Below are 18,784 nucleotides of genomic sequence, written 5' to 3' on the forward strand. Positions count from 1 at the left end.
GAAGAAGTCGAGCCGCGCAGACAGCCGGAGGGCAACATCCGATACACTAGGCCCTTGCCGCGCCTGCGGGCGCAAACCCGAATTATAAGAGTCAACCCGGCAGGCCGCCGGACTTCACGTTTTACCAAGGAGCCCCCATGTCATCCACCGTCCCCCAACTCCCGCCTGGCAAGGCGCCGCAACTGCGGGTCATGCCCATGCCATCGGACGCCAACGTCTATGGCGACGTCTTCGGCGGCTGGATCATGGCCCAGGTGGATATCGCCGGTTCGCTGCCGGCCACGCGCCGGGCCAATGGCCGGGTCGCCACCATTGCGGTCAATTCCTTCCTGTTCAAGAATCCGGTGTTCGTGGGCGACCTGCTGTCCTTCTATGCCGACATCGTCAAGGTCGGCAATACCTCCATCACCGTCAATGTCGAGGTCTATGCCGAGCGCAACCGCTTGCAGACCGAGATCGTCAAGGTCACCGAAGCCACCCTCACCTACGTGGCCACCGACGAAAGCCGCAAGCCGCGTCCGCTGCCGCCGCTGGATCCGGCACGCGAAGCGGGCGCAAGTCCGGCGCTCTAAGCACCCTCTGCTGAGGTGAAAATTTTTCAGCCCGCAGGGCCGGTTTGATCCGTATCGTGATGCCTGTCTCTTCCCTCCCCTCTTCCTGATGACCATGACTTCACACAGCCGCCCCACCGTCCTCATCGTCGCCCGCCTGCCCCAGCCTCTGCTGGAGCTGCTGCAGCAGAACTTCACCTGCCACAACCTGATCCTCGATGGCCTGAGCGAAGCGCAACTGGCCGCCATCGCCCCGCAGGTGCGCGCCATTGCCGCCAATGGCGAAGCCAAGGTCGGGCGTGAATTCATGGCGCGCTTTGCGGCGCTGGAAATCGTCTCGGTGTTCGGGGTCGGCTATGACGGCGTGGATGTGCCGGCCGCCCGCGAGCGCGGCATTGAGGTCACCCATACGCCCGACGTACTCAACGATGATGTGGCCGACCTGGCCATGGCGCTGATGCTGGCTGTGGCGCGCAAGGTAGTGCGGGCTGACCATTTCGCCCGCAGCGGCCAGTGGCAGAACGGCCCCTTCCCCTTGACCACCAAGGTCAGCGGCGCGCGCCTGGGCATCGTCGGGCTGGGCCGCATCGGGCAAGCCATCGCCAAGAGAGCGGCGGCCTTCGACATGCAGATTGCGTATCACAATCGCTCGCGCAAGGACGTGCCTTACACCTATATGGAAGACATCGTCTCGCTGGCCGCAGCGGTCGATTTCCTGGTGATGATCACCCCCGGTGGCGCCGGCACGCGGGCGCTGGTCAATGCCGAAGTGCTGGAAGCGCTCGGCCCCCAGGGCTATCTGATCAACGTGGCACGGGGCTCGGTGGTCGATGAGACGGCCCTGATCACCGCCCTGCAGGCTGGCAAGATCGCCGGTGCCGGCCTGGACGTGTTCGCCAACGAACCGCATATCCCGGCCGAACTGGCCGCCCTGGAAAACGTGGTGCTGACCCCGCACATGGCCAGCGGCACGCTACTCACACGCACGGCCATGGCGGAACTGGCGTTCACTAATCTGCAGGTCCACTTCGACGGAAAGCCCGTGGTAACGCCGGTTCCTGAATAAAGCTTCATACAGGCAAAAAGCCGCTGCCGGGTTGCGCCGGCAGCGGCTTTTTGTTGATGGATTGGGGGAGGGGTTTCAGTGTCGGGAGTTTCTCGCCAGCGCAATGGAATGCGGTCGCCCGGCTCATGTTCATTCATGCTTTTAGAGAAGATCAATAAAAGCTTGTGAGAACAGAGGCTTCAAGTTTCTTCTGCTGGCTAATCATCCCATCTTCCTTTTGCAAAAGCCGCTACTGCTTTGTCATCGTCATAGTCTTCCAAAAAACCATGGACAGCTAATCCGAGTTTGAGAAAGATACTCGTGCCAGTTCTTGCAAGAGGCGCATCGTCCCAATCATGTAGAACCTTAAAGGCATATCTACCCGGAACTTCGAACAATTTGAGTCCATTCAATTGGACATTTGGGAGATTGGGAGACAGGCCAATCTCTACTAATCCGTCACCCGTGTCCGTGAAAGTTAACTGCAAGCCGTTATCGCTCCAATATTCTCTTGATTCATTGAAGAATCGGCTTTTCTTTGTAGATGATGGTGCACCTAATATTTGATGAACCTCTTCCCGAGTCATTCCAAACTTGAGCGGTCCGACGCCTACGTAAGACGTAATGATATGTTCTTGCATGACGGTCTAAAAATTCAACGTTGATACGCGCTCACGCTTTCAATATCTAAATTCGTGAACGAGCGGAATACTACTTTTTTCTTCAAGTGGTTAAAGCGGACACTCTCTGAGGCACCGTATATTGCGTCGATTTCTTAGGGTGTCATGCCGAAGCAGATTTTCCCGATTCCACTTAATGGGAAAATGTCGAACGGATCACGTTCATTCATTTTTTAAGAGAAGATCAACGAGATATCGGCAGATCAAAGGCTCCACGTCTTTTCGTGTCTGCCTATTCATCCCATCTTCCTTTGGCAAACGCTGTAACCGATTTATCAAAGTCGTCGTCGTGGAGAAAGCCACCGGCAGCTAATCCGAGTTTGAGAAAGACACTCGTGCCAGTTCTTGAAAGCGGAGCATCGTCCCAATCATGCAGAACCTTAAAGGCATACGCTCCCGGAACTTCGAACAATTTGAGTCCGTTCAATTGAACATTTGGGAGATTGGGATACAGGCTAATTTCTAGCAATCTTTCATCCGTTTCCGAATAGGTTAGTTGTAAACCGTTCTCGCTCCAATATTCGGTCAATTCTTCGGAGCACCAGCTTTTATCGACAGATACCTTCTTGGATATCCTTCGCACATCACTGATTTCAACGGCCATCGCTTTACGCCATTGTTTGTTCTTGATGAGTTCTTCGACCCTCTTTCGATAGAGGTGAGCTTTAGGGGATTGTCCGTTGCTTGATGTCTTTTTATGATCGAGGGGGTCCATTTGAATTGCCGGTCCTTCATTGCGCTTCAACGGACTGACATCATCAGCTGGCATGTGATGCGAATCTTTTCCGTCCTTAGCAGGCTTGCTCGTCTTCCCATGCGCTCCCCCTCGATAAGGCCCTTTTCCACTTCCCTGTCGCAAATGATCGCAAGGCCCCTTTGGCCTTTTCTTTACGGTCGTATCCTTGCCACCACCCTTGCCTCCGGCACCCGCCTGGGCTGCTTCCTTTGCTTGCTTAGCTTCTCTAGCCGCCTTCGCTGCATTGACGTCCTTCGCGAACTTGGCGGTTTCCTCCGCTTCTTTTGCAGCCCTCGCGGCCTTGAGCGCCTCTTCAGTCTCGCAAGCTCCCTTCGCGCCTCGTTTGGCCGTTCCTACACCTTTGGCCATGCCGACGGCACGCTTGGCGACCTTGCCTACCGTCGTGACGACTTTGCCGCCGGGTATCATGCTGGCCGCAGCAATACCTGCTTCGGTGTAGTCGCCCTCCGCGGTGTAGATTGCCGCGTCGATCGCACCCGTGATGACCGACAACCCCGGAACGAAACTGGCCACGCCCAGCACACCATGCACCCAGGGGCTGGATTTTTGCCAAAATGTTTTCTCGGCCGCGGTCTCGGCCTTGACGGCTGCGTTGGTGCCGCCACCGTGCGGCTCGATGCGCGTGGTTGACCTCTCCGCCTGCTCGAGGATGACTCCTTTGGTCGTCATGCCAGCTCATCCCGCGTCATGTCGAACGGGAGGTATGGCAGGTCTCTGAGCTCAAGTCTGGCTTGATCAGCCATGATCTCAAGAGCGTCAAGTCACGTGATCGCCACTCGCTAGCGTCAAGCTGCTTGACGAGTGGTGCAGATGGAAGGACGTCTTTATTCGGGAAAGTCAGCCGCAGAATGCGGGCGTGTTGATAGTCTGAAAGCAGCTTTTCCAGACCCTGGGGCGCTTGGATCATGCGAAGTTCCTGTGTTCATCAAGTGTCCCTCCCTGATGTCACACCGGCGCGCATTCTAATTTTTCCCTGTTGAAACTTGCAATTGTATATACCGACGATGTCCTAAAGATCTTGAAGACCTGCCCAACGGGGAGTCACCCAGCTATGCGTCGAGCCAAGCCTGCATCGACGATTGCAACAAGCAAGGTATCAAATCAAAACCAAAAGGCCTGAGTCCAGTGCGATACCGGACTCAGGCCTTCGTGTAGCAATTTTACGGACCAAATGATGAGATCAGATTACGGCAGCGGTTTTTTCATCGGTATTCAAACCGCTCAGGCCGCCTGTTTCTGCGGCGCTTTGGCCGGTTCATCGCGCAATTCACGGCGCAGGATCTTGCCCACGTTGGTCTTGGGCAGTTCATCGCGGAACTCGATGTACTTGGGCTTCTTGTAGCCGGTGAACTGTTCCTTGCAATAAGCCATCAACTGCTCGGTGGTCAGCGACTTGTCCTTGCGCACCACGAAGAGCTTGACCGCCTCGCCGGTGTGTTCGTCGGGCACGCCCACGCAAGCACATTCCAGCACCCCCGGATGCTGCGCCACCACGCCTTCAATCTCGTTGGGATAGACGTTGAAGCCGGACACCAGCACCATGTCCTTCTTGCGATCCACGATCCGGGTATAGCCACGCGCATCCATGATGCCGATGTCGCCGGTCTTGAAGAAACCATCGGGCGTCATGACCTTGGCCGTCTCATCGGGGCGCTGCCAGTAACCCGGCATCACCTGCGGCCCACGGATGGCGATTTCACCCGGCTGGCCCAGCGGCAGCGGCTGGCCATCGTCATCCAGGATGGCGATTTCGGTGGAAGGCAGCGGCAGGCCGATGGTGCCGGTGTAGTCATCGATGGTGCAGGGATTGGCGCTGGCAATGGGCGAGGTCTCCGACAGGCCATAGCCTTCGATGATGGGGCAGCCGGTCAGCGCCTTCCACTTGTCGGCCACGCCCTTTTGCACCGCCATACCACCGCCCACGCAGCAGCGATAGCCGGAGAAGTCCAGCTTGGCGAAGTCGGCATTGTTGAGCAGCGCGTTATAGAGCGTGTTGACCGCCGGGAAGGTGTTGACCTTGTACTTGGCCAGCTCCTTGACGAAGCCGGCAATGTCACGCGGGTTGGGGATGAGCAGGTTGAGCGCCCCTTCGCGCGTGCCCAGCATGTTGCAGACCGTGAGCGCAAAGATGTGATACAGCGGCAGCGCGCAGACGAATACCAACTGGTCAATAGGCTGGCCCGACTTCAACGCCGGAGTCAACCATTGCTCGGCCTGCAGCACGTTGGCCACCAGGTTGCGATGGGTCAGCACCGCGCCCTTGGCCACGCCGGTGGTGCCGCCGGTGTATTGCAGGAAGGCGATGTCGTCCGGCGTCAGCAGCACCGGTTGCAAGCTCTGGCCTTGGGCCTGGGACAGCGCGCGGCTGAAGCTGATGGCATTGGGCAGCGACCAGGCCGGTACCAGCTTCTTGACGTGCCGCACCACCAGATTGACGATGGCGCCCTTGAGCGTGCCCAACAGTTCGCCCATGCTGGCCACCACGATGTGCTTGATCCGGGTATGGGCCACTACCTTCTGCAAGGTGCAGGCAAAGTTTTCCAGCACGAAGATGGCTTCGGCACCCGAGTCCTTCAACTGGTGTTCCAGCTCGCGGGCCGTGTAGAGCGGGTTGACGTTGACCACCGTGTAGCCGGCCCGCAGGATGGCGGCAATGGCAATGGGGTATTGCAGCACATTGGGCATCATGATCGCCACGCGCGCGCCCTTCTGCAGGCCCAGTCCCTGCAGCCAGGCCCCCAATGCGCGCGACATGGCATCGAGCTCGCGGTAGCGCAGATACTTGCCCATGCAGACGTAGGCATTGCGGTCGGCATGTTTGACGAAAGCTTCATCGATCATCTGCACCAGCGAACCATAGGGGCTGGGGTCGATGTCAGCGGGAACGCCTGCGGGATACGATGCAAGCCAGAATCTGTCCATAGTGTGTCCTCTGTCTCCGGTCATAACGTGCGCTGAGGCTGGGCGGTGAAACGATGCCACCGCATTGGCGCGCACAGCAAAAAAGCACGACTGTTTTTTTATTTACCGCAGATGCTATCCAGCATTCGAACGCGGAGCAAGCTTTTTGCTCCCGAAATGCGAGAAATTTTGCAAATTAGTGCCCGAATTGGCGCCGGCTCGCAGCGACTTCGCATTCAGTTTTTATACGCAAACTGCGCACAGGGAGCGGCAAAACCATCCGGCATGATACGCCGGGACACTGTCCCTGGGCCGTCTTTTGGTGCAGGAAGGAAAGATTTACCCCCTCGCCTTGCTGCGCCGCAAGGGGGTATCAGACGCGCACGCCTCAGTCCGCCAGGGCCGGCTGCGGCAGTTTTTCCACCTGCACCAGCACGTCATAGAAGGTCGGGGCATTGCCCATGTCGGTCAGGCGCTGGCTGGTGACTTCATTGGCGTTCTTGCCATCGGCGGCGAACTTCTTCCACCAGATCGACAAGCCCACCACCAGACCCGGGCGCGCCTTGTCAGTGACCCGCACGCGTGCCTGCATGGCGCCACGGTCATTGAAGATGCGCACCGTATCGCCGTTGACGATGCCGCGCGCGGCGGCGTCCTGCGGATGCATGTCCAGGTGCGGCTCGCCTTCGGTATCGCGCAGGCTCTGCACATTGACGAAGGAGGAATTGAGGAAGTTGCGCGCCGGTGGCGAGATCATCGCCAGCGGATACTTCGCGCCCAGTTGCGGATTACTGGCCACCGATTCATAGGGCGGGATATAGGTCGGCAAGGGGTCCAGCCCCGCCGCCTTCATCTGCTCGGAATAGAACTCGCACTTGCCCGAGGGCGTGGCAAACCCGCCCTCGGCAAAGGGTGCCACCGGTACCGCCAGGCGCTGCCAACCTTTCTGCTTCAATTGTTCCCAGTCATAGTCGCCACTACGCGGATCATCACGGCGGAAGGCCACGGCGGCCAACTGGTCGTCGCTGTCCTTGAAGCAATCTTCGGTGAAGCCCATGGCCGCAGCCAGCAGGCGGAAGATTTCCGTATTCGGCTTGGCCTCCCCCATGGGGGCGATGGCGGCGTTGTTGGCGATGATGTAGACGTGCCCATAGGAGGCGTGCACATCGATGTGTTCCAACTGGGTGGTGGCCGGCAAGAGGATGTCGGCATAGTCGGCGGTATCGGTCTGGAAATGTTCCAGCACCACCGTAAACAAATCCTCGCGGGCAAAGCCTTGCGCCACCTTGCCGGACTCGGGCGCCACCGCCACCGGGTTGGAGTTGTAGACGATCAGCGCTTCCACCTTGGGGCCGAATGCAGGCGACGCGGGTCGCAACAGGTCATCACCGATGGTGCTCATGTTGATAACGCGACTGGGCTGGCCATGGCGCGCAGCCAGGTCGGGGCGGCTCAAGGCGGCGCTATCCTTGGGAAAGCTGTCCGACACCGACAACTGCACGCCGCCGGCCGCATGCCGCCAAGCCCCCACCAGGGCCGGCAGGCAAGCCACGTTACGCGCCGCCATGCCACCACCGCGCACGCGCTGCAAGCCGTAGTTGGCACGGATGAAGACACCCTCGCCGGCCAGCGCCACGCGACCATATTCCCGCGCCAGCTCCTGCACCTGCTCGGCGCTGATGCCGCACACCTCGGCAGTACGCGCCGGGGTCCATTGGGCCACGCGCTGCTGCAACTGGTCGAAGCCCAGGGTGTAGCGGTCGATGTAATCGTGATCCAGCAGGTCTTCGGCGATCAGCACATGCATCAGGCCCAACGCCAGCGCGGCATCGGTGCCGGGCAAGAGCGCAATGTGCTGGTGGCATTTCTCGGCCGTCAGCGAGCGGTAGGGATCGATGGCGATCAGGCGCGCGCCATTGCGCTTGGCGGCTTGCACCCGGGTCCAGAAATGCAGGTTGGAAGCAATCGGGTTGCCGCCCCAGATCAGGATCAGCTTGGCGTGATCCACCTGCTCCAGGTCGCTGCCGACACGGGTACCGATGGTGTAGCGATAACCCGCGCCACCGGCCGAGGAACAGATGGTGCGCTCCAGTTGTGAAGCGCCCAGGCGGTTGAAGAAACGTCCCGCCATCGACTCGCCCTGCACCTGGCCCATGGTACCGGCATAGCTGTAGGGCAGGATGGCCTGCGGATCACGCCGGGCGATCTCGCCCAGGCGTTGGGCGATGGTGGAGATGGCTTGTTCCCAACTGATACGCTCGAACTTGCCCTCGCCCTTCTTGCCTACCCGACGCATGGGATGCAGCAGGCGGTCCTGGTGGTAGGTGCGCTCGGCATAGCGCGAGACCTTGGTACAGAGCACGCCGGAAGTGGGCGGATGGTCCGGGTCACCGCGCACTTCGGTGGCCACACCGTCCTTGACGGTCACCAGCAAGGCGCAGGTATCGGGGCAATCATGGGGACAGGCGGCACGGACGATGGTGGTGGTCATGGCGAGCAGGCAAAGAGGAAAAACCGAAAACGGGAATGAAAAGATAAAAATGGATCAGGCGCAATGAAACAGATTCACGCCCACAGCAAGCCGGAACGCAACAGATGCCCCCCCCTTGCGGCCAAGCGGCTACTTTATCTTAAAATGGCGCATCACGACTCTTCCCCTTGCCTTCCATGCCTGCACTCCAGCACTTCTGGCGCGACCCCGAATTGCCCTTCCTGGAAGGCCGGCGCGCCACCGGCAGCCTGTCCTGCTATGCACCGCATACGCACGACAGTTTTTCGATCGGCATCGTCGATGGCGGCCACAGCATATTCGCGCTGGGCGAGCAGCGACAAGCCATCGTGCCCGGTGACGTGGTGCTGGTGCGGGCCGGCGATGTGCACTGCTGCAATCCGACCGAACTGGCCAGCTGGAGCTATCGCATGTTCCACCTCGATACCGGCTGGCTGGCCAGGCTGCTGGACGAAACCCCGGCCACGCGCGGCCTGCTGGCGAGCTTGCAGTCGCAGGTGCTGCGCGCGCCACAGGCGGTGCACTTGCTCGATCGCATGACGCAGGCGCTGGAAGCGCGCAATGCCGATCTGCAGGCAGAGGTCATCACCTGCCTGCATGAACTCATGCTGTTGTGCGCCCAGGCCTGCGTGCGCGAGTCGGCCCTCACGTCCCCCCTGGCGGAGGATGGCGACGGCTTGCAGCGTGCCCATGATTTCCTGCTGGCGCATTGCCGCGAGCGCATCGCACTCGATACCCTGGCCGAGCTTGCCGGCACCAGCCGTTACCAGTTGATCCGCCAGTTCCGCCGCCGCTTCGGCCTCACGCCCCACGCGCTGCAACTGGACATGAAGATCCGCCAGGCGCGCACCTTGCTGCAACAGGGTGTCAGCGCGGTGGCTGCCGCCTATGACACCGGCTTTGCCGATCAGAGCCATTTCCACCGCGCCTTCAAGTCGCGCGTGGCGGTCACGCCCTTGCAATACACGCAGGCCACCCTGGTCTAACTCACCAAGCGCTAGGCCGTGCGCCCCACCACCAGCGCCAGCGCCGCCACCATCAGCAATACGCCGGCACCGCGCTCGATGAGCGGCAATAGGCGCGTGAGTGCCTGCACCACCCGCCGCTGCGCAATGAGGCAGACCAGACCCGCATCCCAGGCCAGCACCGCGGCAAACATCCAGAGACCATAGAAAAGCTTGCGTTGCAGGCCCGTATGCGCCGCCACGATCACGGTGAACAGGCCGAAATAGAACAAGCCATTCTTGGGATTGAGCGCCGCCGACAGGAAGCCCGCACCCAGGCCTCCCAGGGGCGAGACCCGCACGCGCTGGCCGCCGCTGAGATGAGCGCACAGGTCGGCCGGTTGACCACTGGCGCGCAGGAACAGCCACCCCAGCCAGGCCAGGTAGAGGGCAGCCAGCCACTGCATGGCCAACAGCAAGGAAGGATTTTCCTGCAGCACACTGAAGCCGCCGATGGCCAGCGCGATATAGATGCCGTTGGCCAAGGCGATCCCCAAGCTGGCCGCCAGTGCATAGCCACGCCCATGCCGCAGGCTGCTGCGCACCAGCAACAGGAAATCGGGACCGGGACTGACCAGCGCCAACAAGTGCGCCCCTGCCAGCAACAGGAATTCGGAAGAAAACATCACTACGCCTCCATGCCTCATCGGCAAGACAAGAAAAGAGGCCCATCCTGCGCAGGGTCGCGCGCGCTGTATTGAACAAAATTGCACCGCCCCCTGCCGCGCCGCCAGGCGCGGTAAGATAGCGGCACTTCCATCGATCGTCCTAGCTGCTCAATTCCCATGAAACTCATCGACCCCATTGTCCAGTTCCAGTCCGAACTGCAACAGATCCGCCGCGACATCCACGCCCACCCCGAACTGGCCTACGAAGAAGTGCGCACCGCCGATGTGGTGGCGCAAAAACTGAGCGAATGGGGCATCCCGGTGGTACGCGGCCTGGGCGTGACCGGTGTGGTAGGCATCATCAAACAGGGCGACAGCCCGCGCGCCATCGGCCTGCGCGCCGACATGGATGCACTGCCCATGCCCGAGATCAATACCTTCGCCCACGCCTCGCGCCATGCGGGCAAGATGCACGCCTGCGGTCACGATGGGCATACCGCCATGCTGCTGGGCGCAGCCTATTACCTGGCCCGGCATCGCAACTTCGATGGCACCGTCTATGTGATCTTCCAGCCGGCCGAAGAAGGCGGACGCGGCGCCGAACGCATGATCCAGGATGGCCTGTTCGAACAGTATCCGATGGATGCGGTGTTCGGGATGCACAACTGGCCCGGCATCCCGGCCGGCCATTTTGGCGTCACGCCTGGAGCGCAGATGGCCTCCAGCAACGAGTTCCACGTCACCGTCAAGGGCCGTGGCTCGCACGCGGCGCAACCGCACAAGGCGGCCGATCCGGTGATGACGGCGGTGCACATCGCCCAGGCCTGGCAGAGCATCGTGGCGCGCAACATCAATCCCAACGATCCGGCCGTGGTCTCCATCACCCAGATCCACACCGGCAGCGCCACCAACGTCATCCCCGACGAAGCCATGATGGTGGGCACCGTGCGCACCTTCAGCCTGCCGGTGCTGGATCTGATCGAGCGCCGCATGAAGGAAATCGCCGAGCACACCGCTGCGGCCTTCGATGCCACGGTGGACTTCCGGTTCAACCGCAACTATCCGCCGCTGATCAATCACGCCAAGGAAACCGCCTTCGCCGTGGAAGTACTGACCGAACAGTTCGGCGCCGATCGTGTCGATGCCCACACCGAGCCGACCATGGGCGCCGAGGATTTCGCCTTCATGCTGCAGCACAAGCCAGGCTGCTACGTGTTCCTGGGCAATGGCGACGGCGGCCATCGCGATCAGGGTCATGGACTGGGACCGTGCAACCTGCACAACCCCAGCTATGACTTCAACGATGACCTGCTGCCCATCGGCGCCACCTACTGGGTGCGGCTGGCGGAAAAATTCCTGCAGGCGAAGTAAGGCGGGCTGCGACGGCATTGGCGAGCGGCGGCATTTCAGGCATGATCCGCACACCATCCGCCCGCCAAGAGGCGCCACCATGCATTACGATAAAAGGGAGATACATGCACACCCTCGCCACCATCCTGGTCCTGCTCGTCGCCCTGGAACATGTCTGGATCCTGATCCTGGAAATGTTCCTGTGGACCAAACCGCTGGGCTTGAAGACCTTCCGCCAGTCGCGCGAGGCCGCCGAAGCCACCCGCGTGCTGGCCGCCAACCAGGGGCTCTACAACGGCTTCCTGGCTGCCGGCCTGTTCTGGAGCCTGGCCACCGGGGACCGTTCGGTGCAGTTGTTCTTCGTGGCTTGCGTGCTGGTGGCCGGCATCTACGGCGGGCTCACCGCCAAGCGTTCCATCCTCTACATCCAGGGCCTGCCCGCCTTGCTGGCGCTGCTGGCCTTGCTGGCCAGTTGAGCGCACCATGCCTCGCCTGCTGATCCTGTTACTCCTGATGGCGCTGAGGGCGCAAGAAGCCAGTGCGCAGGACCAGGAGGCCGAATGGTGGAGCTACCAGACCCAGCGCAACAACCATGCCTATGCCGTCAAGCTGGACATGGCCTTGCGCCGGACCTTCCCGCTGGCCGGCTTTCCTTACGTGGTGGTGACCCGGGTCGCCTATACGCCCGACACACCGGAAGGCTTGCCGCCCCTGCCCGAGCAGGATAGGCTGGAAGCCTTGTCGGAACAGGTGGCCGCAGCCATCGGCAAGAAGACCCGCAGCCTTTTTGTCGGCACCGCCTTCAGCCTGGGCCAGCAGCAATCCTGGTTCTACGTGACCGATCCCAATGGACTGGAACCGGTGGTGGCCGATATCCACGCGCGCTTTTGCCAGGCTTGCAAGACCAGCACCGTGACCCTGAGCGACCCGACCTGGGCGCTGTATCGCGATCAACTACTGCCGGATGGGGAGACCCGACAACGCTACGGGCTGCGCAGTTACTGAAATCTCAGCGGAAAAATAAAGTTTCGCCGCAGAGCGCCGATAACAAGTTTCCTATCGGCATCAATATTGACAAGCATTCATCGCCATCGACCCAGCCAGCCCAACTGCTGGCTGCCGCCACGACATCATCGGACCAGGTCCAGAAGGAAGCCGCATGAAACAGATCAAACTCCTCCTCAAGGATGAGGTCTACGACTCGCTGGAACGCGATTACCAGAACTTCGTGCGGCTCTCGACCAAGATCGACTCGGGCTTCGTGAAGCCTTCCTTCGATAGCTATCTGCTGGCCAAGCTTTCGGAAAATACCAATTTCCTGACCGAAGAAGCGGTCCAGCACCTGATGCTCTCGGGCCAGTATGCCTGGGCCAGACGGGCGATGGACAAGGAATTCCCGGATGTGGTGCAGATCCTCATCGAGCAGGCCGCCAATTATGGATTCTGGATCGCGGTGCGCCACGACTGGAGCACCGACGATCTGATCGCCGCCTCCAAGGCCTGGGCCACGGCCATCATCAAGCAGGCCAAGGGCGATGAAAGCCAGATCGACATGCTGGCCACGCAGATCAAGGCCTCGGCCACCAATATCTCGGTAGTGCAGGAACGCTTGAAGACGCCGGCGGCGATGCTGGCCGCGGCCATGGTACAGGAGCTGCGCGAGACCCATATCGCCATCGAACATGCCTCCGGCATGGTGGCGCGTGAAAAGCTGGGGGCCATGCGTACCCTCTTGAAGCTGGGACGGGCCTTCGGCAATGTTTCCGAAAAGGCCGAAAAAGACATGATGGACAAGCTCAAGCGCGAAAAACCCTGGCTCTTCGAAGACGGCCCCAAGGGCTTCTGGGGCCATGTCGCCGCGTGGTGGCGCGGGGTCTGAACTTAATCTTCTGATATCAGAGCTCTGAACTCTGAACTCTGATGTCTAAGACCCAGGATCAAGGCTGCGACTGCGCCACTGCTTCCGCCTCGCGCATGAGGCGGATGTCGCCATACCAAGCCTCCATCTTCTGACCGGTATTGTCGGTATCGGTCAACACCCCTACCCCAATCAGGCGGCCCGGCTTTTCGCCGAAGATGCGTTCGTAATCCTCGGCGACATTGCGCTGGTACGAGCGCCATTGCCCCTCGTGCGTGGCCCCGCTTTCGGCCACCAGCATCTGGATGCGACCGGTGCGGCCATTGGCGATGACGCTGCCCACCGGCGCCTGGCCATCCCAGACATACATCAGCGTGGCATAGGGCAATTCATGCCCGGTCAACAGCTTGGCGGTGTCAAACAGGATGCTGTCCATCAGCGAGAGCCTGTTATGGTCGCCATCGAAGGCCAACACGATGCGCACCGGGGAATCATCAGTTTCCCGATGTGTGAGATCGGCGGTGGGAATCAGACCCGCCGCCTTCCAGCTCCAGGACAGCCACGGCTTCTTGTTGATGTCGATATCCACCACGTGCCGCAACCCCGAGGAGGCGCGGTCGGCATAGGCGTGCAGGACGCTGCGGCCATGGTCATCGACCAGCTTGTATTCGGTGGGAATCTTCTTGCGGGTGATGACCAGCGGCTCCCAGCCCTGCGGCAGCCCCTGCGGAGGATTGGTCGAAAACAGCGCCAACGCCTGGTCCAGCCGGGCCTGCTTGGCGGCGGCATCGACCGGTGCGGCCTTCTGGGCGGCACAACCGGCCAGCAGCATGGCGGCTCCCAGCCCGGCCGAGGCCAACATGCTGCGCGCAAAGGACGACGGGCGGCGGGTCAAACAGGCCAAAGAAGTCAAACGGATCAAACAGGCAAGCACAGCAGCAAGGCGCGCGCCAACGCGCGTGTGAGGCACATTCATGAGGGCCAACCGGAGAAATGGAATCAACTGCGGGAATCGTGTACAGACATCGAGTGCGGCCACCCCGACCGCCCCCGAAGGTTAACAGGAAAACCCGCCAGCACCCTATCCGGGAAAACCCTAGAATGAAAAAAAATTCAGGAATACAACGCCGGCACCGCGCTCATGCCCGCCACAGCGGGCCTCAGTTCTGCTGCCGCAGAATTTGTATGAACATCTTGGCCAAGGACGACAAGGTGCTGTTCTTGCGGGTGACGATGCCGTAGTGCTCGATGCGGGTCTTCAGGTTGACCGGCAGGATGCCCAGCATCTGGCGCGCGGCAAAGAAGTGGGCGATGTCCAGCGGCATCACCGCCACCATGTTGGACTGCGCCAGCAGGGTGATGGTGACGAAGGGCGAGGCGGTCTCGATGACGTTGCCCGGCACCTTCCCCCCCTCCAGCTTGAACTCGTGCTCGATCCAGATGCGCATGGGCATGTTGCTGGAATAGAGAATCCAGGAAGCGCCGGCCAGCTCCTGCAATCGCACCTTCTGGGCGGTGGCCAGCGGATGGTCGATGCCGCTGACGATGCACATGGGCTCGCCGCGCAACATTTCGTAATGGTAGAGGTTGGGTTGGGAACTGACCGAGGAGCGCCCGATCATCAGGTCGATGCGGCCCTGGTCCAGCAGCAGCAACTGGCGCGCACTGGTGTCTTCGCTGATCTCGATGGAGACCTCCGGCTGGATCTCGCGCAGGCGCGACAGCGCGCGCGTGACGAAGGGCGCGGCGCCCATGATGGTGCCGATGGACAGGCGCCCGCCGCGGCCGCTGATCATGTTCTGCAATTCTTCGCGCAGGTTGGCCACGTCGCTCTGGATCAGGCGCGCATAGCGGATCACGCAGCGCCCCAGCTCGGTGGCCTCGATGCCGCGCGGGGAGCGGTCGAACAGGGTCACGCCCAGCGCATCTTCCATTTCATGCAAGGCCTTGGTGGCGGCCGGCTGGGTCATGTGCATGACCTCGGCTGCCTTGTGCAGCGAACCCTGTTCGTCGAGCGCCGTCAGCAGGGCGACCTGGCGAAAGCGCAGGCGGCTGACGATGGAGCCGACCGAGGGCAGCGCACCACCCTCTTCCTGCAGTCGGTTATCACCCGATGAATTAAGCTCATTAGACATCCCTGTACCAGCCTCTTATAGTCGTCCCGGAAAAACCACCATGCTAGCGCATCTGCCCTTGGCGCAAGGCGATGCGTGAAAAAAACTCAGGACATGGAGATCAGGAGACCCGGTGAGGCTGATTCAATATCGTGACCGCCAGGGCGAGCGCCGTGTGGGCATCGTCCATGGCAGCAACATCCAGGCGCTGGGGGAAGTCGCCACCATGCGCGAGCTGGCGCAGTTGGCGCTGCAGCGCGGCACCGGCCTGGAACGCCTGGCGCAACTACTCAATACCGACCAGTGCGAAGACTATGCCGCCATCCTGGCCGAGGCGCGCATCCTGGCGCCGCTGGATCATCCCGACCCGGCTCACTGCAAGGTCTCCGGCGCCGGCACCACGCACCTGGGCAGCGCCACCACGCGCGACAAGATGCATCGCCGGGTCCAAGGCGATGAGCTCGACAAGACCGATACCCAGTTGATGATCGAATGGGGCATTGCCGGTGGCCGTCCGGCGCCCGGTACAGTGGGAGTGCAGCCGGAATGGTTCTACAAGGGCGATGGCAGCAGCATCGTCGCCCCCGGCCAGCCCCTGCCACGTCCCGACTTCGCGTTGGATGGCGGCGAGGAGCCGGAGATCGTCGGCCTGTACCTGATCGATGAAGACGGCTGTCCACGCCGGCTCGGTTTTGCCATCGGCAATGAATTCTCCGACCACGTCATGGAGCGCCGCAATTACCTCTACCAGGGCCATTCCAAGCTGCGTCACTGCTCGTTCGGACCGGAGCTGCTGGTGGGCCTGCCCCCGGCGCATCTGGTGGGCATGACGCGCATTCGCCGCAATGGCCGGGTGATCTGGGAACAGGAATTCCTGACCGGCCCCGACAACATGTGCCACGCCATCGAAAACCTGGAATACCACTACTTCAAGTATGCCCACCTGCTGCATCCGGGCGATGTCCACGTGCATTACATGGGCGCGGCCAATCTGTCCTTTGCCTACAGCGTGCGCACCCAGGATGGCGACAGCATCGAGATCAGCATTGCCGAGTTCGGCGCACCGCTGGTCAATGGCATCGCGCATGTGCAGTCGCACTTCAGGCCGGGAGGCGTCAAACAGTTATAGCCAACGATAGCCGATAGCCGATAGCCGATAGCCGATAGCCGCGCCAAGCGGCGCATGACCCTCGAAGTGGCGGCAACACAAAAGACCGCCCCCAGGATAACGATAAAGGAGACCACCCTCATGCTGATCTATTGCCTTCCCTCTGGATTGCCGGAGCGCCGATGAACTACACCTTCGATTTCATGAGCGTGTTCGCGCAGTGGGATCGCCTGCTGCTGGGCGCCTGGCTGACCATCCAGCTCTCGGCCTTGTCCATCGTGCTGGGCTTCGTGCTGGGCACGCTGTGCGCGATGGCCGGAAAAAGCCATCTGGCGGTGCTGCGCGGCCTGGTGAAGGCTTATGTCGAGATCATCCGCAACACGCCCTTGCTGGTGCAGGTGTTCCTGGTGTTCTTCGGCCTGGCCAGCATAGGATGGAAGCTTTCTGCAGAGACTGCGGCCGTCATCGCCCTCACCCTCAACGTCGGCGCCTACACCACCGAGATCATGCGCGCCGGCATCAACTCCATCCATCCGGGCCAGATCGAGGCGGCCGAATGCCTGGGCATGTCGCGCCTGCATGTCTACTGGCATGTGGTGTTGCTGCCGGCGGTGGAGCGCGTCTATCCCTCGCTGACCAGCCAGTTCATCCTGCTCATGCTGGCCTCCAGCATCACCTCGCAGATTTCCGCAGAAGAGCTGACCGCCACGGCCAACCTGGTGCAGTCGGAAACCTTCCGCAGCTTCGAGGTGTATGCCGTCATCGCGGTGGCGTACCTGGTGCTGTCCTTCCTGTTTCGTGGCGCGTTCTGGCTCATCAGCCAGATGGCCTTCGTGCGCAAGCGCAAGCTGGGCACCAACCTGTAAGGAGCCGCCATGAATGCATTCAGTTTCCTGCACGTGGAGTACCTGCTGCAAGCGGCCGTCTGGACCGTGGTGCTGTCGCTGGTAGCGTTCGTCTTCGGGGGTCTGGCCGGCTTCGTCATTGCGCTGTGGCGGGTCTCGCCCCATGCCAGCCTGCGCACCATCGCCAGCCTCTACATCCAGGTGGTGCAAGGCATCCCGCTGCTGGTGATCCTGTTCGTGGCTTACTTCGGACTGGCCATCGCCGGGCTGAAATTGACGCCACTGGTGGCCGCCGGCATTTCCTTTGCGATCTACTGCGCAGCCTTCCTCGGCGAGATCTGGCGTGGCTGCATCCAGGCGGTGCCCAAGACGCAATGGGAAGCCTCGGAATGCCTGGGCTTGAATCGCTTCGAACAACTGAGCAAGGTGATCCTGCCGCAAGCCGTCAAGATCGCCACGCCGCCCACGGTCGGCTTCATGGTGCAGATCGTCAAGAACACTTCGCTGGCCTCGGTGATCGGTTTCGTCGATCTCGCGCGCGCCGGCCAGATCATCAACAACTCGACCTTCCAGCCGTTCACCGTGTTCGGCTGCGTCGCCCTCATCTATTTTTGCCTGTGCTTCCCGCTGTCGGCGCTGTCCAAGCACTTTGAAAGGAAATTGAATGTCAGCCATCGTTAAGATCAAGGATCTGCACAAGAGCTTCGGCAGCAACAAGGTCTTGAATGGAGTGTCGCTGGAAGTGCAACAGGGGCAGATGGTGGCCATCATCGGCAAGAGCGGCTCGGGCAAGAGCACGCTGCTGCGTTGCCTAAACGGTCTAGAGACAGTCGATGCCGGCGACATCCATGTATGCGGACATGATATTCATCATCCAGACAAGCTCAATCTGCGCGAATTGCGCAAGCAGGTCGGCATCGTCTTCCAGAGCTACAACCTGTTCCCGCACCTGACGGTGGAGCGCAACATCACGCTGGCGCTGACCACCATCAAGAAAATGTCCACCGACGAAGCCAAGCAGATCGCCCACAAGGTGCTGCAACTAGTCGGACTGGAAAACAAGAAGGAAGCCTATCCCGAGCAGCTCTCGGGCGGCCAGGCGCAACGCGTGGCGATTGCCCGCTCGCTGGCGATGGCGCCAGAGCTGATGCTGTTCGATGAAGTGACCTCGGCACTGGACCCGGAGTTGACCGCCGAAGTATTGAAAGTCATGGAAGACCTGGCGCGCGGCGGCATGACCATGGTGCTGGTCACCCACGAGATGGCCTTTGCCCGCAAGCTGGCCGATGTGCTGGTGTTCATGCACCAGGGCCAGGTGTGGGAAATGGGACCGCCGGACGAACTCTTCAGCAACCCCAGGACAGCCGAATTGCAGAAGTTCGTCGCCAGCGACCTCTGAATTGCGCTTGTATGGATTTTATTTTCAGCAGCACCCTACAACTACACAGGAGACC

The 18,784-nt window shown here is 61.0% G+C and carries 18 protein-coding genes; 11 read left to right on the forward strand and 7 right to left on the reverse strand.

Features of this window, described 5'->3' with window-relative positions; all coding sequences use genetic code 11:
- Positions 1-137: 137 nt before the first annotated feature.
- The gene (locus tag RC54_RS20340) at positions 138-572 is read left to right on the forward strand and encodes an acyl-CoA thioesterase (RefSeq protein WP_058896678.1); all 435 of its coding nucleotides are present in this window, start codon (positions 138-140) and stop codon (positions 570-572) included.
- 94 nt (positions 573-666) lie between these two features.
- A complete protein-coding gene (locus RC54_RS20345; RefSeq protein WP_174526047.1) occupies positions 667-1,617 on the forward strand; it encodes a 2-hydroxyacid dehydrogenase in 951 nt (316 codons plus the stop codon).
- Between the two features lie 197 nt (positions 1,618-1,814).
- Here the strand turns inward: RC54_RS20345 and RC54_RS20350 are convergent, their stop codons facing one another.
- From RC54_RS20350 to RC54_RS20375, 4 genes are all read right to left on the reverse strand, one after another.
- On the reverse strand, positions 1,815-2,237 hold the full coding sequence (locus RC54_RS20350; RefSeq protein ID WP_082686096.1) for a DUF7738 domain-containing protein: 423 nt from the start codon (positions 2,235-2,237) through the stop codon (positions 1,815-1,817).
- 271 nt (positions 2,238-2,508) lie between these two features.
- Complete coding sequence (locus RC54_RS25805) at positions 2,509-3,702, reverse strand: hypothetical protein (protein WP_244216390.1); 1,194 nt, start codon at positions 3,700-3,702, stop codon at positions 2,509-2,511.
- 552 nt (positions 3,703-4,254) lie between these two features.
- Positions 4,255-5,955: a long-chain fatty acid--CoA ligase gene (locus RC54_RS20370; RefSeq protein ID WP_061788633.1), complete on the reverse strand. Its 1,701-nt coding sequence runs from the start codon at positions 5,953-5,955 to the stop codon at positions 4,255-4,257.
- Between the two features lie 367 nt (positions 5,956-6,322).
- Positions 6,323-8,425 carry a molybdopterin-containing oxidoreductase family protein gene (locus RC54_RS20375; RefSeq protein ID WP_061788632.1) on the reverse strand — a complete coding sequence of 701 codons (2,103 nt, stop codon included), beginning with the start codon at positions 8,423-8,425 and terminating at the stop codon, positions 6,323-6,325.
- A gap of 176 nt (positions 8,426-8,601) precedes the next feature.
- On the opposite strand from RC54_RS20375, the gene RC54_RS20380 reads away from it, so the two are divergent.
- Entirely contained in the window at positions 8,602-9,429 is an 828-nt protein-coding gene (locus RC54_RS20380; RefSeq protein ID WP_058896683.1) for an AraC family transcriptional regulator, read from the forward strand.
- Positions 9,430-9,440: 11 nt separating this feature from the next.
- On the opposite strand, the gene RC54_RS20385 is transcribed toward RC54_RS20380, so the two are convergent.
- On the reverse strand, positions 9,441-10,073 hold the full coding sequence (locus tag RC54_RS20385; RefSeq protein WP_061788631.1) for a LysE family translocator: 633 nt from the start codon (positions 10,071-10,073) through the stop codon (positions 9,441-9,443).
- Between the two features lie 159 nt (positions 10,074-10,232).
- Between RC54_RS20385 and RC54_RS20390 the strand changes: the two genes are divergently transcribed.
- From RC54_RS20390 to RC54_RS20405, 4 genes are all read left to right on the forward strand, one after another.
- Positions 10,233-11,426 carry a M20 aminoacylase family protein gene (locus RC54_RS20390; RefSeq protein WP_061788630.1) on the forward strand — a complete coding sequence of 398 codons (1,194 nt, stop codon included), beginning with the start codon at positions 10,233-10,235 and terminating at the stop codon, positions 11,424-11,426.
- A gap of 104 nt (positions 11,427-11,530) precedes the next feature.
- Positions 11,531-11,881, forward strand: coding sequence for a DUF1304 domain-containing protein (locus RC54_RS20395; protein WP_058896686.1), 351 nt, complete (start codon positions 11,531-11,533; stop codon positions 11,879-11,881).
- A gap of 7 nt (positions 11,882-11,888) precedes the next feature.
- Positions 11,889-12,410, forward strand: coding sequence for a DUF695 domain-containing protein (locus RC54_RS20400; protein WP_058896687.1), 522 nt, complete (start codon positions 11,889-11,891; stop codon positions 12,408-12,410).
- 154 nt (positions 12,411-12,564) lie between these two features.
- Positions 12,565-13,284, forward strand: a complete 720-nt coding sequence (locus tag RC54_RS20405) for a DUF4088 family protein (protein ID WP_058896688.1) — start codon at positions 12,565-12,567, stop codon at positions 13,282-13,284.
- A gap of 58 nt (positions 13,285-13,342) precedes the next feature.
- Here the strand turns inward: RC54_RS20405 and RC54_RS20410 are convergent, their stop codons facing one another.
- Positions 13,343-14,125 carry a DUF3047 domain-containing protein gene (locus tag RC54_RS20410; RefSeq protein WP_061788629.1) on the reverse strand — a complete coding sequence of 261 codons (783 nt, stop codon included), beginning with the start codon at positions 14,123-14,125 and terminating at the stop codon, positions 13,343-13,345.
- A 298-nt stretch (positions 14,126-14,423) separates the two neighbouring features.
- Positions 14,424-15,398 carry a LysR family transcriptional regulator gene (locus tag RC54_RS20415; RefSeq protein ID WP_061788628.1) on the reverse strand — a complete coding sequence of 325 codons (975 nt, stop codon included), beginning with the start codon at positions 15,396-15,398 and terminating at the stop codon, positions 14,424-14,426.
- A 112-nt stretch (positions 15,399-15,510) separates the two neighbouring features.
- On the opposite strand from RC54_RS20415, the gene araD1 reads away from it, so the two are divergent.
- The 4 genes from araD1 to RC54_RS20435 all read left to right on the forward strand — a co-directional run bounded on the left by araD1 (position 15,511) and on the right by RC54_RS20435 (position 18,729).
- Positions 15,511-16,506: an AraD1 family protein gene (gene araD1, locus RC54_RS20420; protein ID WP_058896690.1), complete on the forward strand. Its 996-nt coding sequence runs from the start codon at positions 15,511-15,513 to the stop codon at positions 16,504-16,506.
- Between the two features lie 161 nt (positions 16,507-16,667).
- The gene (locus RC54_RS20425; protein WP_061788627.1) at positions 16,668-17,351 is read left to right on the forward strand and encodes an amino acid ABC transporter permease; all 684 of its coding nucleotides are present in this window, start codon (positions 16,668-16,670) and stop codon (positions 17,349-17,351) included.
- Positions 17,352-17,360: 9 nt separating this feature from the next.
- Positions 17,361-18,011, forward strand: a complete 651-nt coding sequence (locus tag RC54_RS20430; protein WP_061788626.1) for an amino acid ABC transporter permease — start codon at positions 17,361-17,363, stop codon at positions 18,009-18,011.
- A complete protein-coding gene (locus tag RC54_RS20435; protein ID WP_061788625.1) occupies positions 17,995-18,729 on the forward strand; it encodes an amino acid ABC transporter ATP-binding protein in 735 nt (244 codons plus the stop codon). The genes RC54_RS20430 and RC54_RS20435 overlap by 17 nt, the downstream gene beginning before the upstream one ends.
- Positions 18,730-18,784: the final 55 nt, after the last annotated feature.

This window comes from Herbaspirillum rubrisubalbicans (assembly GCF_003719195.1).
Lineage (GTDB): Bacteria > Pseudomonadota > Gammaproteobacteria > Burkholderiales > Burkholderiaceae_D > Herbaspirillum > Herbaspirillum rubrisubalbicans.

What these genes read in the sequence shown, in the direction of transcription:
- RC54_RS20340 (WP_058896678.1), top strand. Translation starts at nt 138, where the DNA reads ATGTCATCCACCGTCCCCCAACTCCCGCCTGGCAAGGCGCCGCAACTG.
- RC54_RS20350 (WP_082686096.1), bottom strand. Translation starts at nt 2,237, where the DNA reads ATGCAAGAACATATCATTACGTCTTACGTAGGCGTCGGACCGCTCAAG.
- RC54_RS20425 (WP_061788627.1), top strand. Translation starts at nt 16,668, where the DNA reads ATGAACTACACCTTCGATTTCATGAGCGTGTTCGCGCAGTGGGATCGC.
- RC54_RS20345 (WP_174526047.1), top strand. Translation starts at nt 667, where the DNA reads ATGACTTCACACAGCCGCCCCACCGTCCTCATCGTCGCCCGCCTGCCC.
- RC54_RS25805 (WP_244216390.1), bottom strand. Translation starts at nt 3,702, where the DNA reads ATGACGACCAAAGGAGTCATCCTCGAGCAGGCGGAGAGGTCAACCACG.
- RC54_RS20415 (WP_061788628.1), bottom strand. Translation starts at nt 15,398, where the DNA reads ATGTCTAATGAGCTTAATTCATCGGGTGATAACCGACTGCAGGAAGAG.
- RC54_RS20400 (WP_058896687.1), top strand. Translation starts at nt 11,889, where the DNA reads ATGCCTCGCCTGCTGATCCTGTTACTCCTGATGGCGCTGAGGGCGCAA.
- RC54_RS20390 (WP_061788630.1), top strand. Translation starts at nt 10,233, where the DNA reads ATGAAACTCATCGACCCCATTGTCCAGTTCCAGTCCGAACTGCAACAG.
- RC54_RS20385 (WP_061788631.1), bottom strand. Translation starts at nt 10,073, where the DNA reads ATGTTTTCTTCCGAATTCCTGTTGCTGGCAGGGGCGCACTTGTTGGCG.
- RC54_RS20375 (WP_061788632.1), bottom strand. Translation starts at nt 8,425, where the DNA reads ATGACCACCACCATCGTCCGTGCCGCCTGTCCCCATGATTGCCCCGAT.
- RC54_RS20395 (WP_058896686.1), top strand. Translation starts at nt 11,531, where the DNA reads ATGCACACCCTCGCCACCATCCTGGTCCTGCTCGTCGCCCTGGAACAT.
- RC54_RS20380 (WP_058896683.1), top strand. Translation starts at nt 8,602, where the DNA reads ATGCCTGCACTCCAGCACTTCTGGCGCGACCCCGAATTGCCCTTCCTG.
- RC54_RS20430 (WP_061788626.1), top strand. Translation starts at nt 17,361, where the DNA reads ATGAATGCATTCAGTTTCCTGCACGTGGAGTACCTGCTGCAAGCGGCC.
- RC54_RS20410 (WP_061788629.1), bottom strand. Translation starts at nt 14,125, where the DNA reads ATGTTGGCCTCGGCCGGGCTGGGAGCCGCCATGCTGCTGGCCGGTTGT.
- RC54_RS20405 (WP_058896688.1), top strand. Translation starts at nt 12,565, where the DNA reads ATGAAACAGATCAAACTCCTCCTCAAGGATGAGGTCTACGACTCGCTG.
- RC54_RS20370 (WP_061788633.1), bottom strand. Translation starts at nt 5,955, where the DNA reads ATGGACAGATTCTGGCTTGCATCGTATCCCGCAGGCGTTCCCGCTGAC.
- RC54_RS20435 (WP_061788625.1), top strand. Translation starts at nt 17,995, where the DNA reads ATGTCAGCCATCGTTAAGATCAAGGATCTGCACAAGAGCTTCGGCAGC.